At 69.2% G+C, this 15896-nt stretch carries 14 protein-coding genes; 7 read left to right on the top strand and 7 right to left on the bottom strand.

From position 1 onward, the window contains the following. Positions 1 to 1083, bottom strand: coding sequence for a zinc ribbon domain-containing protein (locus HUA74_RS38310; protein WP_174458547.1), 1083 nt, complete (start codon positions 1081 to 1083; stop codon positions 1 to 3). Between the two features lie 406 nt (positions 1084 to 1489). Between HUA74_RS38310 and HUA74_RS38305 the strand changes: the two genes are divergently transcribed. Beyond that, positions 1490 to 1732: a hypothetical protein gene (locus tag HUA74_RS38305; RefSeq protein ID WP_141648506.1), complete on the top strand. Its 243-nt coding sequence runs from the start codon at positions 1490 to 1492 to the stop codon at positions 1730 to 1732. Between the two features lie 69 nt (positions 1733 to 1801). Here the strand turns inward: HUA74_RS38305 and HUA74_RS38300 are convergent, their stop codons facing one another. Together HUA74_RS38300 and HUA74_RS38295 are read right to left on the bottom strand one after the other, a co-directional pair. Continuing rightward, on the bottom strand, positions 1802 to 2053 hold the full coding sequence (locus HUA74_RS38300) for a hypothetical protein (RefSeq protein WP_141648505.1): 252 nt from the start codon (positions 2051 to 2053) through the stop codon (positions 1802 to 1804). 269 nt (positions 2054 to 2322) lie between these two features. Further along, complete coding sequence (locus HUA74_RS38295) at positions 2323 to 3822, bottom strand: PD40 domain-containing protein (protein ID WP_174458546.1); 1500 nt, start codon at positions 3820 to 3822, stop codon at positions 2323 to 2325. Between the two features lie 118 nt (positions 3823 to 3940). Here HUA74_RS38295 and HUA74_RS38290 point away from each other — a divergent pair, with 118 nt between their 5' ends. Together HUA74_RS38290 and HUA74_RS38285 are read left to right on the top strand one after the other, a co-directional pair. Beyond that, positions 3941 to 4738 carry a TatD family hydrolase gene (locus tag HUA74_RS38290; RefSeq protein WP_174458545.1) on the top strand — a complete coding sequence of 266 codons (798 nt, stop codon included), beginning with the start codon at positions 3941 to 3943 and terminating at the stop codon, positions 4736 to 4738. Between the two features lie 28 nt (positions 4739 to 4766). Beyond that, complete coding sequence (locus HUA74_RS38285) at positions 4767 to 5663, top strand: ThiF family adenylyltransferase (protein ID WP_174458544.1); 897 nt, start codon at positions 4767 to 4769, stop codon at positions 5661 to 5663. 4 nt (positions 5664 to 5667) lie between these two features. Here HUA74_RS38285 and HUA74_RS38280 read toward each other — a convergent pair whose 3' ends face one another. Further along, complete coding sequence (locus tag HUA74_RS38280) at positions 5668 to 6642, bottom strand: PD-(D/E)XK nuclease family protein (RefSeq protein WP_141648125.1); 975 nt, start codon at positions 6640 to 6642, stop codon at positions 5668 to 5670. 109 nt (positions 6643 to 6751) lie between these two features. On the opposite strand from HUA74_RS38280, the gene HUA74_RS38275 reads away from it, so the two are divergent. From HUA74_RS38275 to HUA74_RS38265, 3 genes are all read left to right on the top strand, one after another. Beyond that, positions 6752 to 7576, top strand: coding sequence for an SDR family oxidoreductase (locus HUA74_RS38275; RefSeq protein ID WP_174458543.1), 825 nt, complete (start codon positions 6752 to 6754; stop codon positions 7574 to 7576). Positions 7577 to 7770: 194 nt separating this feature from the next. Then, positions 7771 to 8940 (top strand): A/G-specific adenine glycosylase, encoded by a 1170-nt coding sequence (mutY, locus tag HUA74_RS38270; RefSeq protein ID WP_217440919.1) that lies wholly within the window; start codon positions 7771 to 7773, stop codon positions 8938 to 8940. A 181-nt stretch (positions 8941 to 9121) separates the two neighbouring features. Next, positions 9122 to 9334, top strand: coding sequence for a DUF2934 domain-containing protein (locus HUA74_RS38265; RefSeq protein WP_141648123.1), 213 nt, complete (start codon positions 9122 to 9124; stop codon positions 9332 to 9334). 151 nt (positions 9335 to 9485) lie between these two features. On the opposite strand, the gene HUA74_RS38260 is transcribed toward HUA74_RS38265, so the two are convergent. Further along, positions 9486 to 10577 (bottom strand): hypothetical protein, encoded by a 1092-nt coding sequence (locus HUA74_RS38260; RefSeq protein WP_141648122.1) that lies wholly within the window; start codon positions 10575 to 10577, stop codon positions 9486 to 9488. A 133-nt stretch (positions 10578 to 10710) separates the two neighbouring features. On the opposite strand from HUA74_RS38260, the gene HUA74_RS38255 reads away from it, so the two are divergent. Continuing rightward, a complete protein-coding gene (locus HUA74_RS38255) occupies positions 10711 to 11316 on the top strand; it encodes an outer membrane beta-barrel protein (RefSeq protein ID WP_174458542.1) in 606 nt (201 codons plus the stop codon). 98 nt (positions 11317 to 11414) lie between these two features. Here HUA74_RS38255 and metH read toward each other — a convergent pair whose 3' ends face one another. Next, positions 11415 to 14924, bottom strand: coding sequence for a methionine synthase (metH, locus tag HUA74_RS38250; RefSeq protein WP_174458541.1), 3510 nt, complete (start codon positions 14922 to 14924; stop codon positions 11415 to 11417). After that, a complete protein-coding gene (locus HUA74_RS38245) occupies positions 14921 to 15817 on the bottom strand; it encodes a metalloregulator ArsR/SmtB family transcription factor (RefSeq protein WP_174458540.1) in 897 nt (298 codons plus the stop codon). The genes metH and HUA74_RS38245 overlap by 4 nt, the downstream gene beginning before the upstream one ends. Positions 15818 to 15896 lie beyond the last annotated feature (79 nt).

Genomic DNA, 15896 nt, shown 5'->3' with positions numbered 1-15896 from the left:
TTACTGCAACGCGAGTCCCTCGCCCACCGCCGCGAAGGCCGCGGCCCCCTGCGCATCGCCCGTCTGTACATCACCCGACCCGGCGGCGACGACGGCCAGCCCCACCAGTCGACCATCCGCCAGCAGCCCGCAGCCCAGCGTGCCTCGCGCCCCCGCCGACGTGTTCAGCGCGTAGAGCTGCGTGCGGCCTCCCAGCGCCGCGGGCGCGGGACGCGTCAACGGCGCATTCGACGCCCCCCCCAACGAGCGCAGCAGGCCCTGACACCCCGCCGCCAGCGACACACCCGGCGAGCGCTCCACCCACAAGAGACCGAAGCGTCCTCGCGCCACGTCGCCGAAGCCCACGCCACTGCCATTCAGCGTCGCCGTGGGCAGCACCAGGTGCGTGGAGAGCTGCTCGCGCGTCAGCCGCTCCCACCCCACGGGCAGCTCCAGCCGGTATCCCAGCTCGCTGCCGACCAGGAGCTGGCGGACGCCGCCACCGCCCCCCGGAGTCAGCGTCCCCGGAATGGCGAGGAGCGCCGACGACGCCAACGCCACGGCGAGTCCCAGCCCCAGGCCCACGTACCGCCGCGCGGCGCCGGGCTCGCCCAGCACCAGCGTCAGCGCCACCAGTCCCAGCGCGAAGTAGGCCACGTGCACCGGGGCCGTCGGCGCCGCGCGCGCAAGCCAGGCCGTGGCCAACAGCTGCACCACCAGCCCCGTCTGCGCGAGCCCCTTCGCGGGCCCCCGGTTGACCACCAGCACCAGCGCGAGCAATAGGTCCAGCGCCACCAGCCCGTACGTCCACGAGGGGTCCTGGAGCGAGCCCAACACGCCACCGGCTCGCAGGAACCACGCCGCCGCGCTCGCCCCCAGCACACCCGCCACGGGCCCTGGATGGGCGGACACCGCGCTCGTCACCAGGTCGCCACCGAACACCGTGGCGTCGTCGTCCACCGCGTCCCCCAACCTGTCCAGCCGCGTGCGGCCGACCTTCTTGTACGACTGGAGATGATCGAACGGCTCACCACAGGCGGGACAGGCCGTGGCACCCCGGGGAATGGGGCTATGACCGCAGCTCGGGCAGAGGGTCTGAGGCATGCGCCGGCGTATACCGCACTGAACACTCCGCCCACGAGAGCGCGACGCGCGTGTCAGCCTCACCCCGCAGTGCCAATTTTTCGACCAAAAGGGCGGGGCTCGAATGACACCTGAGTCATTCAAGACTGAGCACACTCGCAGTCCTTGCGGCTTCTGGCCGACTCTCGACTCTTGAACGAAACGTCGAGATTCCCGGGCTGGCTGAACGAAAAATCTCGACAGAACGAGGAATCGGTTCCGAACCCCGACGTTTACCGTGAGGTGGTGAACCTGGAACCCTGCTTCACTACAGGGAAATCCCGTAGAGCAGGTTACCTGCCAGGTGAGCCTCCGACTGGCACCTCGTCTGCATATGTCAGACCCCAGGTGTACTCACCCGCGCTGAACCGCGTGGTGGGAGGAGCACATGGCCAAGAGGACGACACGCAAGAGCGTCACGGTCCGCAGGCAGGGTCGCCGGGTGATGCCCGCGCTCCGGCGGACGGCTCAGCGGGCCCGGGTGGCCGCGGAGAGGGCCCAGCTCACCGTGGGGGAAGTCATCGCCGCGGCCTTCGACACGGCCGGTGGCGAACTCGGTGAGGCGCTGGAGGTGATGACCTCGCCGCAGATGGCGCGGGCCCTGGGGCGCCGCATCATCGTCGTAGGTTGAAGCACGACAGCATCCCAGGCTCCCTCGGGCCGCTCCCTCGACTCGGGACGCGGCCGGGAGCCCTGGGTGTCAGTCTCCCGCCAGCAGTTCGCTGGTGTAGTTCTGCTGGGTAGGCTCGCCCGCGAGCGCGCGTGAGAAGTCCTCGGCGTTGTTCGGGTGCACCAGGAAGGTGCCCGCGCGCGTCTCCAGGCGCACAGGCTCCACGTCCGGGTGCGGGTCAGCGGCCACGGTGCCACCGCCGCCATCGTCCAGTCGCGCGGTCGGCACGGTGGCACAGCCAGCGAACAGCAGGACACCGAGCGTCACGAGGCCAGTCTTCATCCGAGTCCTCCGGGGCACGGCCCCCACACATGCGGCGGACCGAGGGCCCCTGCCTATTCCGGTGACACCCCGAGCCGCAAGGCTCGACGCGTCGCACGCGAAGGACGGAAGGCCCTCGCCCCGGACACTCCACCGGAACGCGGGCCGAGCACGACTCGGACTACCGGGGCTGCCAGCGCGGCCGAGCAGTACTCGACGCGTCGCTCGCGAAGGACGGCAGGCCCGCGCCCCGGACACTTCACCGGAACGCGGGCCAAACACGACTCGGACTACCGGGGCTGCCAGCGCGGCCGGTGGTCGTCGCTGTCACCTGTCTGGAGCGTGTAGCCCGCCCTGGGATGGACGATGGCCGCGTTCACCGGAGCGCCGGTGGCGGGGTCGACCTGCTGGACGTTGAGCTGCCCCGCCTTGATGAAGGCAACGAAACGTCCGTCCGGAGAGAACGACGGGAGCGTGCCGTCATCCGCGAGCCGCACCTCGGTGCCCGTGGCGGTGCCATCCTGCGGATTGATTGCGCGCAGGAAGACGGCGTTGCCCGGTCGCGTCTGGCAGGGAGAAACGCCCCCGCCGCACAGCACGGCATCTCCCGTGGTGGGCTTGAAGTAGTACGCGCGCACGTACGCGGACCAGGTCCCATCCGGAGCCCAGATGGGACTGGCGATGAACGAGTCGATGGTGCCATCCGTGGACGTCTCCGTGGAGACATCCGCGATGAGCTGGGGCTGCCCACCCCCCGTCACGTTGAGCGAGTACAGCCGGAACAGCGGCACGGGGATGGCGTCCCCGGCGAACGTCACCATTTCGTTGTTCGGGTTGGACAGGAACAGGAGCTGGGAATTGACGTGGTTGTAGTGCGCCTGCTCCGCGGTGGCCCCCGAGTTGGCCAGGGGCGTCGGCGAGGCGCCGAGGCTCGAGGTCAACAGGCCCTCGCCCGTCACGTTGTAGACGAACGTCGTGCCATCCGGAGCCCAGTCCGGGAACGCGCCCGTCGTCGTGGCCTGCGATACCACGCTGCCCGCGGGGTCCGTCGACACCACGGAGATGCCCGAGCGGCTGCTGCCGTTCTGCCGCACCCAGGCGATGGAGCTGCTCGGCTCCCACTCCATGGAGCGGAAGCTCTCCGTGTTGCCCGAACCACCATCCGCGAGGACCAGGGCCTGCCCCTGAACGAGCGGAACATCGCGCACCGTCAGGTCACCCGCGACCTTCTCCGTGGACGTGTCCACGGCCCCCTGCGCGAACGATACCCGCGTGCCGCTCGGTGCCCAGCGCGGGTAGCGGCTGTCCGTATCCCCGTCCGACAACGCCGTCATGCCCGGCGTGTCGTAGCGCATGACGAGCGCCTTCGAGACACCCGCGTCGTCGCGCCCCGTCACTGCGACATGCTGCGCCTGACACGTCAGGGGTGTGCCCTCACAGCGCAAGCCCGCGATGCAATCCGCGGAGGCCGCGCAGCTCTCGCCCTTCCCCGCCGTGCCCTGGCCTCCACCATCCGCCGGGCCCGCATCCGGCACGCCCGCGTCAGGCTCTCCCGCATCCGGGACACCCGCATCCGGCTCTCCCGCGTCAGGCTCTCCCGCGTCCGGCTCGGGAGGAGCGGGAATGGGACGCTGCTCACATTCATTGTCGGCGGTGCAGACCCACTCCTGCCCCTCGGCGGGCTGGCCATTGTCCGCGCGACAATCGAACTGGTCGACGCACTCGTCAGCACACCCCGACGAGAGTACCCACAGCGCGCAACACAGCGCCCCGACGACTCGCTTGTCCATATTGCCCCTCCAAAAAAGAGGAGGGCGTATAGCCTCGGGAAAATGACCGCGATGGTTCCCCGGGGTGGGTTCCAGAAGCGTGTTCCTGATTGAACGGCGATGCCCCATGGCGTGATGAATGATCGACACCCACTGCCATCTCGATGCGACGCGATTCGATGAGGACCGAACCTTCGTGCTGGAGCGAGCCTGGGCCGCGGGCCTCCAAGGCATCCTCATCCCCGGCGTGGGCACGCATGACTGGGAACCCTTGCTGGCGCTGTCCCGGAACGAGCCCCGCATCCAGGTGGGCCTGGGCATCCACCCCCAGCTCCTGCCGGAGATGACGCCCGAGGAGGACGACGTGGCGCTGGAGTTGCTCGACGCGCTGTTGTCGAAGGGCGGCGCGGTGGCCGTGGGCGAGTGCGGACTGGATGGTCCGTCCCTTCCCGGCGCGCCGCTGGAGCGACAGGTGTCGGTGCTCCGGAGGCACCTGGCGCTCGCTCGCAAGCACCAGCTCCCCGTGTTGATGCATTGTCACCGACTCCATCCCGCGCTCATCGAACTGCTCAAGCAGGAGCAGATTCCGGAGGCGGGCCTGCTCATGCACAGCTACAGCGGCGGCGTGGAGCTGGCGCGCTTCTATCTCCAGAAGGGCTGCCACTTCTCCTTCGCGGGCCCGGTGACGTGGGCGGAGGCACGCAAGCCGCTGGATGCGCTGCGCGCCATTCCCCTGGAGCGACTGATGGCGGAGACGGACGCCCCGGACCAGGCGCCCACGCCCCACCGGGGGGGCCGCTCCGAGCCGGCCTACCTGCCCCACATCCTGGAGGGGATGGCCCGCGTCCGAGGGGAGCCCCTCGACGAGGTCGCCCAGCGGACGACCGAGAATGCCCGCAGGCTCTTCCGGGAAGGTTTTCCCCCCGCTTCGCGGTAGGCGAGCGGTCGCGTTATAGAGGACTCCCATGAACCCGCAGCCCCCACCGCCCGCCCCTCCCCAGCCCGAGACCCCGCCCGCCGCCACGACGGCCACGCCGAATGCGGCCACGGGCTCGCTCGCCAGGCCCTTCAAGCTGTCCCGGCGCTTCGACCGCACGGGCCGACTGCTGGGCGACACTGCGATGGAGCGGCTGGCCAACGCACGCGTGGTGGTGTTCGGATTGGGCGGCGTGGGCAGCTACGCGGCCGAGGGACTGGTGCGCAGTGGCATCGGCCACCTCACGCTGGTGGACCACGATGACGTGTGCGTCACCAACACCAACCGCCAGCTCCACGCGACGGTGAAGGCCGTGGGCAAGCCGAAGGCGGACCTGATGGCGCAGCGCTGCCGGGAGATCAACCCGGAGGCGAAGGTCGAAGCCGTGCGCGAGTTCTACCGCGAGGAAATCGCGGAGCAGATGCTCCAGGCCGGTCAGTACGACTTCGTCGTCGACGCCATCGACAACGTGAAGGCGAAGCTGCACCTCCTGCACCGCTGCGTGTCGCTGGGCATTCCCGTGGTCAGCTCCATGGGCGCCGCCGCGCGACTGGACCCCACCGCCATCCGCGTGGAGGACCTGTCCGAGACGCACATGGACCCGTTCGCCAAGGACATCCGCAAGCTGCTCAAGCGCAAGTACGGCGTGGAGACGGACCGGCACACCGGCATCACCGCCGTCTACTCCATCGAAGCGCGGCGCATGCCCGTGGCCCTCAACTACGACGACTCCACGGACGGCTTCCTCTGCGTGTGCCCGAACGACAACGACTTCCACACGTGCGACCACCGCACGCAGATTGACGGAAGCGTGTCCTTCGTCACGTCGTGCTTCGGGATGAACGCGGCCGGCGTCGTCGTGCGCCGGCTCGCCTCCACCCGCTGACGCCTCACGCCACCTGCTGGGACGAGGACTGCTGCGCCGTCACGGCGGCTTCTCGCCCGCAGGGACGACGGAAGACGCAACGCACGCACGGAGACAGGGACTCCGAGGTCGGAAAGGCGGACGCGTCCAGCGGCGTGTTCGTCGCCGGGTCCTTCAAGAGTGAGCGCATCTTCGCCACGCTCGTCTCGAAGTGCTGGTGGAAGGACGCCATGGCGCCCAGGTCCACCTGGACGTCCTGCTCCTTGCCCTCGTTGAGGTACACCAGCGACGCGCGCACCTTCTCCACCGGGAAGCGGTAGCGCTGCGACACGTAGAGCGCGTAGCCGAGCACCTGCTCGTCATAGCCATCGCGAGACTTGCCCGTCTTCCAGTCCACCACGACGGGCGTGCCGTCGGCGTCCACGAAGGCGAAGTCGGGGATGGCGAACACCTTCAGCCCGTTCAGCGTGAAGTGGGCGAAGTCGAAGCCCGCGTCGACCTCCAACCACTGCTCGGGCTTGAGGCTCTTGGCGATGACGGGCCAGCGCGACGTGAAGAACCACGCCAGCGCCGCGCGCACCGTCTCCCAGTTCTGCTTCCAGGCCTCGTCCGGCAGCACGTCGCCGTACTCGTGCTCGACGAGTCCGGTGAACGGCTTGCGGTACTTCTGCGACCAGTAGAGCTTCCCGCGCGAGTGCCGGAAGTCGTCCTGCATCACCTTGCGGGCCCGGGCCTCCACCGCGGCCGGGTCGACAGTGCGCCCCGCGCGCCAGTCCAGGAGCACGTCCTTGATCTGCTCGTGCACGATGCTGCCCGCCCAACTGAAGCGGTTGGCCAGCTTCTTGAGCACGTACAGCTCTCGCACGTCCTTCGGCGCGTCCGCCTCCCACCCGCCCCACGAGCGGTAGTAGTAGAAGTAGTAGGAGCGCAGGCATTCGGAGAACTTCTCGTGGCGGCTCTTGGACCAGGAGAAGTCGTTGCTGAGAGGGGGGCGCCGCATGGAGGCGGCGCATCCTAGGCGTTCGCTCGCTCCGCCAGAAGGGGAACAGGCAGGGAAACGAGCCCCCGGAGCGGGTTGAATGACAGTCCGGGTGCGCAACCCTGGGAGTATGGTCCCCGCCACCATGAAGAGCCAACCCTTCAAGGAGCGAGTCGTCCTCATCACAGGAGCGTCCAGCGGCATCGGCCGCGCGGCGGCTCGGGCCTACGCCGCTGCCGGGGCGCATGTCGTGCTCGCCGCCCGGCGACTGGAGCGACTGGAGGATGTGGCCCATGAAGTGGAGTCACTCGGCGTCAGGGCACTGTCCGTGCGGTGCGACGTGACGCGCAGCGAGGACGTGGAGCACCTCATGCGCGAGACACAGGCCGCCTTCGGTGGGCTGGACGTGCTGGTGAACAACGCGGGCCAGGGCTTGTACGGCCCCCTGGCGTCCATCAGCGAGGAGCAGCTTCGGCAGGTCTTCGAACTGAACGTGTTCGCGCTGTGGCGGGTGACTCGCGCGGCGCTGCCACTGCTGCGCGGACGGCGCGGGGCCCAGGTGGTGAATGTCAGCTCCGTGCTCGGACATCGCGGGTTGCCGTTGCTGGGTGGGTACTGCGCGTCGAAGGCCGCGGTGAACGCGATGACGGAGTCGCTGCGCACGGAGCTGGCGACGGAGGGCATCCGCGTGCTGCTCGTGTCTCCGGGCTTTACCGAGAGCGAGTTCCGCGAGCACCGGTTGAACGCGGAGGGCTGGGCGCAGGAAGCCGTTCCGTTGAAGGCCATGTCGTCGGAGGAAGTCGCCCAATCGATGGTGCGCGCGAGCGTGCGAGGACGGCGCGACACCATCCTCACCCTCCCCGGACGCGTCATGGTACTGGCCAACCGATTCGTCCCCGGCCTGTTCGACCGTGTTGCCCACCGCATGGCCAACCCCGTGAAGAAAGACGCATGAGTCCCCGCAGTCGCCCCACGAAGCGCGCCGCAACACCGGACACCCAGACGCAGCTTGGAATGCTGGACTCGGGTGCGGCGCCCCCGGCCGAACCCACGACGGAGCAGGACCGGAACATGGTCCGTCCGCGTCGAGGTCGTCCGCCGCGCAAGCCTGAAGCCGTGCCCGCACAGTCTTCAGTCCCCGTTGCCGCGATGACTCATGAGGCCACACCCGTGGAGCCTCCTCGCGCGAAGCGCGGTCGTCCACCGCGTACCGTCGTGTCGGCCCGTGTTCCCACGGTGACTCCGAGCACCGCGCACCTCGCCTCGGTCCGCGCCCCCCTGTTGGACTGGTACGACCGGAACAAGCGCGACCTGCCCTGGCGCCGCACGAAGGACCCGTATGCCATCTGGCTGAGCGAGGTCATGCTCCAGCAGACGCAGGTGGCCACCGTGATTCCCTACTGGGAGCGCTTCCTCGCGCGATTCCCCACGGTGCTCGCCCTGGCCGCCGCTCCGCTGGATGACGTTCTCTCCGGCTGGAAGGGCCTGGGCTACTACTCCCGCGCGCGCAACCTGCACCGCGCCGCGCAGGAAGTGGTGTCGCGCTTCGGCGGCAAGCTGCCCTCGACCGCGGCGGAGCTGCTCTCTCTCCCTGGCTTCGGCCGCTACACCTCCGGCGCGGTGGCCTCCATCGCCTTCGGAGAACAGGCTCCGCTCGTCGATGGCAACGTCGCGCGCGTGCTGTCCCGACTCTTCGAAGTGGAAGGTCTCCCCGGTGACCGCGAGCGAGAGGCCACGCTCTGGGAACTCGCCACCCTGCTGGTGAAGGGCGAGCGGCCCGGCGACTTCAACCAGGCGCTCATGGAGCACGGCGCCACGACGTGCCGCCCGGAGAACCCGCTGTGTCTGTTGTGCCCGGTGCGCACCGGCTGCGTCGCCTTCCGCAAGGGCCGCGTGGACGAGCTGCCACCCGCCAGGGTGCGCGCCGCGCCGAAGAAGCTGACGCTGGCCCTCGCCGTGTGGGCCCACGCGGACACCCTGTTGTTCGCTCGCCGCGCGGACTCCGGCCTCTTCGGGGGCCTGTGGGAACTCCCCGCCGCCGAGGTGGATGAGGACGCCACCGAAGCGGAAACCACACTCCGCCTCACTGGAGCGCTGGGCGCGGGCGTGAAGCTGGAGGCCATGCTGGGCACGGTGAAGCGGCAGCTCACCCATCGCGACCTCACGCTGCGCCTCTACCGGGTATCGGGGCCGCTGCGCCCCACCCGCTCGGCGGCATTCCAGGAACTGCGCTGGTGCACACCGTCTGAAGCGGCGACCCTCGGCATGAGCACCGCGATGCAGCGCGCGCTCGAAGCAGCGATGACCGCGCTGAAGTAGGGCCGTGCCTGCTCGCTCTGCCTCGCGAGTCACGTCAAATCCGCGTCACGCGCCCGCGCTGTCCACCGCGCGACACGGCGTCACTCGGCATGTTGCGTCGCCAACCCCCAACGCATCAGGTCGCTTTCGCGTGCACCTCTCGAGACTCAAGCTTCGCGCGCCCTTTCCCGGAGGCGCCTCGATGGCTCGCAACAACACACAAAAGTCGACCCCGCATACGGCGACGCAGCCCACGGAACACGCCAACGGGTCCAAGGCCTCACGCGGCCCCATTCCTCATGAGCAGATTGCCCGGCGCGCCTACGAAATCTATCTGGCACGAGGCGGCAACCACGGCAGTCACGAGCAGGACTGGCAGCAGGCCGAACGAGAGCTGAGGCTCGGCCGCCAGTAGACACGCCTCGCTCCGCGCCTTTTGGCGTGGAGCGTCCGACACCGGAGCGCGGACGGCCTCCGTGGCCGTCTTGCTCAGTGAGGAGGCGGCGAGTGCAACACGGGGCGCTCGGCTTCGAGCGCTCCACGCGACCTCCACCGTGCCGCCTTGCTCAGTGCGGGGGCGGCGAGTGCAACACGGGGCGCTCGGCTTCGAGCGCGCCACGCAGCCTCCGCTGGGCCACCTTCAGCTCGGAGAGGACGCGCTCCGCATCCACCACCGAGCGCATGGCCAGTCCGCACGCGGGCGTCAGCAGCACCGTCGACACGGCCCGAGGGAACGTGAAGCCGCGCGGCAATGCGGCCTTCAGCGAGGCCTCCACCGAATCCGCCAGCTCCGTCACCTCGTACGTCGACGCCAGGTCCGTGGGAATAATGCCCAGGCTCAGCGTCGCGCCCGAGTTCAGGTAGCGCTCCAGCGCATCACCCTCCTCCAGCATCGCATCCAGCGACAGCCGCACATCCAGCGACAACAGGTCCGGCTGCACGTCCAGCAGCGCGGCCCAGTCCGTGTTGCCACAGCAGTGCAGCCCCACAAGCGCGCCTTCACGCTGGAGCGCCACCACCAAGAGCCTCAACTCCTGGAGCGCCAGCAGGTGACGAGGCTGGACGCGCTGGAAGGCATAGAGCCCGGGCTCATCCAGGAAGAACAGCGGCGTGGTGCCCGCGCGCCGCAGCGCCTTCACCATCGCCAGCGAGCGCGCCAGCACCAGTCGGAAAATCACCTGGTCCAGTCCGGGGACCTCCAGCGCGGACAGGCCCGAGTCCGTGCGCGCCACCGAGCGCACCGTGAACGGCCCCGCGAGCTGCGCCTTCGCGAACGCCAGCTTGCGATGCTCCACTTCCCACAAGAAGGGACGCCACGCACGGCACGCCTCGGGGGTGGGCTCGTACGCCTCCAGCGTCCCCGCCGCGAGAGCCGCGTCCAGCTTCGCCTCGAACTCGCCGCGCCCCTCCTCCCAGGCCTTCAGGTCCACCGTGCACAGGCCCTCCTCGTCGAAGCGCAGGCCCGGCAACCCCTCGAGCGCCGCCGGAATCATCAGCTCCGAGGGCTTGCCCACCGGAAGCTGCGGGAGGAACGGGATGTCCATCGACAGGGCGACCTGGAGCCCCAGCTCCACCTGCGTATGGGGCAGGCTTCCAATCCCCGTCGTGGCACAGGCGGGCAGCAACTGGACGGCTCGGCGGATGTTGGGCGCGCTCATGGCCGGCGAGTCTACCCGCTCCCTCCGCCAGCGGGGCACCTCGGGCTTCCCCGAGCGCCGGGCCTTCTCTGAACGAGACGACCTCATCCTTGCCAGGGGCCCCCTGGGGCGTCCCAAGGAGGAGGAATCCGACATGGTGCTTCCAATCTGGCGAGCAGGCGTGCTGCTGGCGACCTTGGGATGGGCTGCCCCCTCCCTCGCGAAGGACTCCCAGGTGCGCGAACAGCAGCAGCCAGCCCCCTTCTTCGGCGCCCCTGGCCTCACCGTCCGAGGCGGTGTCACGGCGTACACCGGTGACTTGGGCACGGAAACGGATGTGGGCACGTTCCTGGGGCTCCAGGCGGATGCGCAGCTGTTGCCCGCGGTGGGCCTGGAGCTGGGCTACGAGGGCTCCGCCAACGGCTTCGCGGACATCGACAACGCGACACTGTGGCGCCACAACCTGGGAGCGCTGGCCAAGGTGGGCCCCACCGTCCGGGAGAACTGGAAGCCCTTCCTCGGCGCGGGCGTGGGCGTCAGCTACCTGGACGCGACCTCCGAGGCCAACGCGCGCCAGTTCGACGACACCTTCCTGGCCGAGGTGCCGCTCACCGCCGGAGTCGAGTACCGCTACAACGGCGTGACGGCGGGCGCGCGTGCCACCTATCGCGTGTTCGCCGGCGGCGGAGACTTCGCCCCCGGCGCCGATGATGACGGCGACCTCTTCAGCGCCGGGCTCAGCCTGGGCGGCCGCTTCTGACGGACCGCCCGGGCCTCAAGCCACTTCCATTCGAGTCACGGGCGTCCAACGCCAGCGGGCGGTGCTGACCACCGCCCTGGCGTCACGGCACCTTCCGCTCACGTCACGGAGAAGTACGACGCCTGCTGATGGTGGAAGACGAGGGCGGACACGGAGGCCTCCGGCTCCATCATGCAGCCGTCGGTGAGCTGCACGCCGATGTCCTCCGGTCGCAGCGCGGTGAAGAGCTTCGACTGGTCTTCCAGCCGAGGACACGCGGGGTAGCCGAATGAGTAGCGCTTGCCCGCGTACTCCGCGCGGAAGCGCTCCAGCATCGTCATGTCCGGCTTGTCCGGCGTGCCCCACATGCTGCGCAGCTGCGTGTGCAACAGCTCCGCGTAGCCCTCGGCCGTCTCCAGCGCGAGCGCCTGCACCGCGTGCATCTTCAGGAACTCGCCCTTGGCCTTCATGCCCTCGGACAGCTCGCGGATGCCAGAGCCCGCCGTCACCACGAACATCGCCACGTTGTCCGTGGGCACGCCGCGCTCCAGCGGACGCAGGTAGTCGGCCAGGCACAGCCCTCCCTCGCGGTCCTGCCGGGGGAAGTCGAACGACGCCGCCTCCTTGCCGGTGCTCCCGTCGAAGAGCACCACCCGGTTGCCGTCGCTGCCCGCCTTGAAGAACTGGAACACCGCGCGCGCCTGCATCAACCCACCGCGCAGCATGCCCTTGAGTTCCTCCACCGCATCCTTCAGCGCCAGCGCCTTGCGCCCCTCCTCCGTCTTCGCCAGCTCCGCTTCCGCCGGAGTCCCCAACGCGCGCGACGACGTGCGCAGGCCCAGGTGCCGGCCGTACAGCATGACCGGGTTGATGAACTTCCAGATGTGGTCCAGCGGCGTGTTCGTCAGCACGTGCCGCTCCCAGTCCGGCGCCGAGGGCACCGTGTCCAGGATGCGAATCTCCGCGCTGCGCGCACGCGACGTCTGAGCCTCCACGCGAGGACGCTCTTTCACCTCTTGCGCCAGCTTCACGCGCCGCTCGGACAGCTCTCCGCGCAGCTTCTCGTGCGAGGACGGGTCCACAATCTGCTTCGCCAGGTCCAGGCCGCTCATCGCGTCCTGCGCGTAGGCCACCGTGCCGCCGCCGTACGCCGGAGCGATGTTGCGGTCCACGAAGTTGCGGCTGAGCGCCGCGCCGCCCACCAGAATCGGCACGCTCACACCCGCGCGCTTCAAGTCCTCCGCCGTCGCCACCATCTGGTGCGCGCTCTTCACCAGCAGCCCCGACAGGCCGACGATGTCCGGCTTGTGCTCGCGCACCGCCTGCACCAACTGCTCGGGCGGAACCTTGATGCCCAGGTTCACGACCTGGAAGCCGTTGTTGGCCAGGATGATTTCCACCAGGTTCTTCCCGATGTCGTGCACGTCACCCTTCACCGTGGCCAGGACAATCTTGCCGCGCATCGCCGCCTGGGCGGCGCTCATGTGCGGCTCCAGGAAGGTCACCGCCGCCTTCATCGACTCGGCGCTCTGGAGCACCTCCGCGACAATCAGCTCGTTGGCGGCGAAGAGCCGGCCCACCTCGTCCATGCCCTTCATCAACGGCCCGTTGATGATGTCCAGCGGCGCGTACTTCGCCATCGCCGCTTCCAGGTCCGCGAAGAGGCCGTCGCGCGAGCCCTCGATGATGTAGCGCTGGAGCCGCTCCTCCAGCGGCAGCGTGCTCACCTGCGCCTTGGGCGGCTTGCGCTCGCGGAAGTGCGCGGCGAACGGCGTCACCGGGTCCGTGCCCCGGTTGTAGAGCAGGTCCTCCGCCAGCTTGCGCTCTTCCTCGGGCAGCGACGCGTAGCGCTCCAGCTTCTCGGAGTTGACCAGCGCCATGTCCAGGCCCGCCTGGACGCAGTGGTACAAGAAGACGGAGTTGAGCACCTCGCGGCCCGCCGTCGGCAGACCGAAAGACACGTTGGAGATGCCCAGCACGGAGCGGCACTGAGGGAAGCGCTGCTTGATGAGCCGCACGCCCTCCACCGTCTCCACGCCGCTGCCCGTGTACTGCGCGTCACCGGAGGCGCACGGGAAGACGAGCGGGTCGAAGTACAGGTCCTCCGCCTTCATGCCGTACTTCTTCGTCAAGAGTTCGAACGAGCGCTCCGCGACCTCCAGCTTGCGCTGGCGCGTCACGGCCATGCCAATCTCGTCGATGCAGCCCACCACCAGCGCCGCGCCGAAGCGCCGCGCCAGCGGCACCACCTTCTCGAAGCGCTCCTCTCCGTCCTCCAGGTTGACGGAGTTGATGATGGCCTTGCCCTGGCTGTACGTCAGGGCCATCTCGATGACGCGCTCGTCGGTGGAGTCAATCATCAAGGGCACGCGCACCTTCTTGATGACCACCTCCAGGAACTCGCGCATGTCCTCCAGCTCTTCCCGGTCCGGGTTGGCCAGGCAGATGTCGATGATCTGCGCGCCCCGCTTCACCTGCGCGCGGGCAATCTCCGACGCGTCCTCCAACTGCCCCGCGACGATGAGCTCCTTGAACTTCTTGCTGCCGATGACGTTGGTGCGCTCGCCGACGATGACCGGCCGCATCTCGTCCGTCACTTCCAGGTAGTCCACGCCAGACAACGTGGAGCGGGGCTTGGGCGTGGACGCGCGCGGCTTCAGACCCTTCACCGCCTGGGACAGCGCGCGGATGTGGCCCTCCTGCGTGCCGCAACAGCCACCCACCACGTTGAGCCAGCCCTGCTCGCAGAAGCGCGTGAGCGAACGCGCGAGCATCTCCGGCGTCTCCAGGTAGTTTCCGTTCTCGTCCGGCAGGCCCGCGTTGGGCACGCACGACACCGGGAACGGGCTCAGCGCCGCCAGCGAGCGCAGGTGGTCCGTCATGAAGTCCGGACCCGTGGCGCAGTTGAGCCCCAGGTACAGCAACTCCACGTGCTCCAGCGACGTGGCCAGGCTCTCCACGCTCTGGCCCGCGAGCATGGTGCCCATGGGTTCAATCGTGCCGGACACCGCCACCGGCAGCGAGTAGCCCAGCTTGCGGAACGCGCGGTCGATGCCCAGGAGCGCCGCCTTCACGTTGCGCGTGTCCTGCGCCGTCTCCACCAGGAGATAGTCGGAGCCGCCGAGCGCGAGGCCCTCGGCCTGCACGGCGAAGTTCTCCACCAGCTCCTCGAAGGTGATGCCGCCCGTGACGCTGATGGCCTTGGTGGTGGGGCCCACCGAGCCCGCCACCCAGCGCATGCGCCCATCCTTCGCCTCGGCCTCGGCGGCGGCTTCACGTGCCAGTCGCGCGGAGGCCGCGTTGATTTCGAGCGCCTTGTGCCCCAGGCCGAACTCGTTGAGCACCACCGGCGTGCCGCCGAAGCTGTCGGTCTCCGTGACGTCCGCGCCCGCCGCGAAGTAGCGCGCGTGGATGTCCCGGATGATTTCCGGCCGGGTGAGGACCAGGTTCTCGTTGCAGCCCTCGAACTCGGCGCCGCCGAAGTCCGCGGCCTTGAGGTCCAGTTGCTGCAGCAGCGTGCCCATGGCGCCGTCGAGCACCAGCACGCGCTCACGCATCGCGGTGCGCAGGGCCTCCACGCGACGACCGTTCTCTCCAGAGGGGGGCGGAAGGGCAGTGGGACTCGTCATGATGGCTTCACTCCAGTCAGCAGAAAGACTCGAAAAGGGCTGGCACCCTCGCGGGCATGCGCCTCGCGGGTGAGCGACGCGAAACCCTGCTCGCGCAGCGCCGTCTCCAGCTGTGACGGCTCGAAGCCCAGGTGGCGGTGGCCCAACCGCTCCACCACCCAACGCTCGTCATGCGGCATCAACTCCAGCAGCACCAGCCGGCCGCCCGGCTTGAGCAGCCGCGCCGCCTCCGCCAGCACACAGGCGGGGTCCTCCACGTGGTGGAGGCTCTGCGAAATCACCACGAGGTCCATCCGCCCCGACCCCAGCGACAGGTGCTGAAGGTCCTCGCACAGGAAGGTGACGTTGGCGGCGTGCTCATTGCCGGCCCGCTCGCGCGCCTGCTCCAGCGCCACGGCGTTCTGGTCGATGGCCCACACGTGCCGCGCCCACCGGGCGATGGCCACGCTCAAGACGCCCGTGCCACAGCCGAAGTCCGCCACGTCCAGGGGCGGCAACAGCGACGCCAGCGCGCCGGCCCACAGGAACCAGGATTGGCCCGGCTCCAGGAGTCGCTCGTTGAGCGCCTGCCGGTCCGCGCGCGCACGCAGCAGGTCCATCAACCGCGCCGAGTCACCCGCCGCGTCCTCGGCCTCCCTCGCCAGTCGGATGAGGGGCCAGCGCGTGTCGTCCCCCTCCAAGGCCAGCGAGTAGTAGCTGAAGCCCGCCTGCCGCTCCTCGCGGATGAGCCCCAGCCCCTTGAGCTTCCCCAGGTGGTGCGACACCGACGACTGCGCCACGCCCACCAGCGACACCAGCTCCGTCACGTTCAGCGGAGCCTCCGCCACCAACCGGAGGATGCGCAGCCGCGTCGGGTCCCCGAGGGCCCGGAAGGATTGGGACAGGGCTTCCATATCGCCGCATCAACATACATCGATGTCTCACTGGTGGCCAGCGGACTTTCGACGCACTGCGTGCTTCATGGCGGACAGT

Source organism: Myxococcus sp. CA051A (genome assembly GCF_013336705.1).
Classification (GTDB): domain Bacteria; phylum Myxococcota; class Myxococcia; order Myxococcales; family Myxococcaceae; genus Myxococcus; species Myxococcus llanfairpwllgwyngyllgogerychwyrndrobwllllantysiliogogogochensis.
This window is presented reverse-complemented; position numbering and strand designations above follow the sequence as displayed.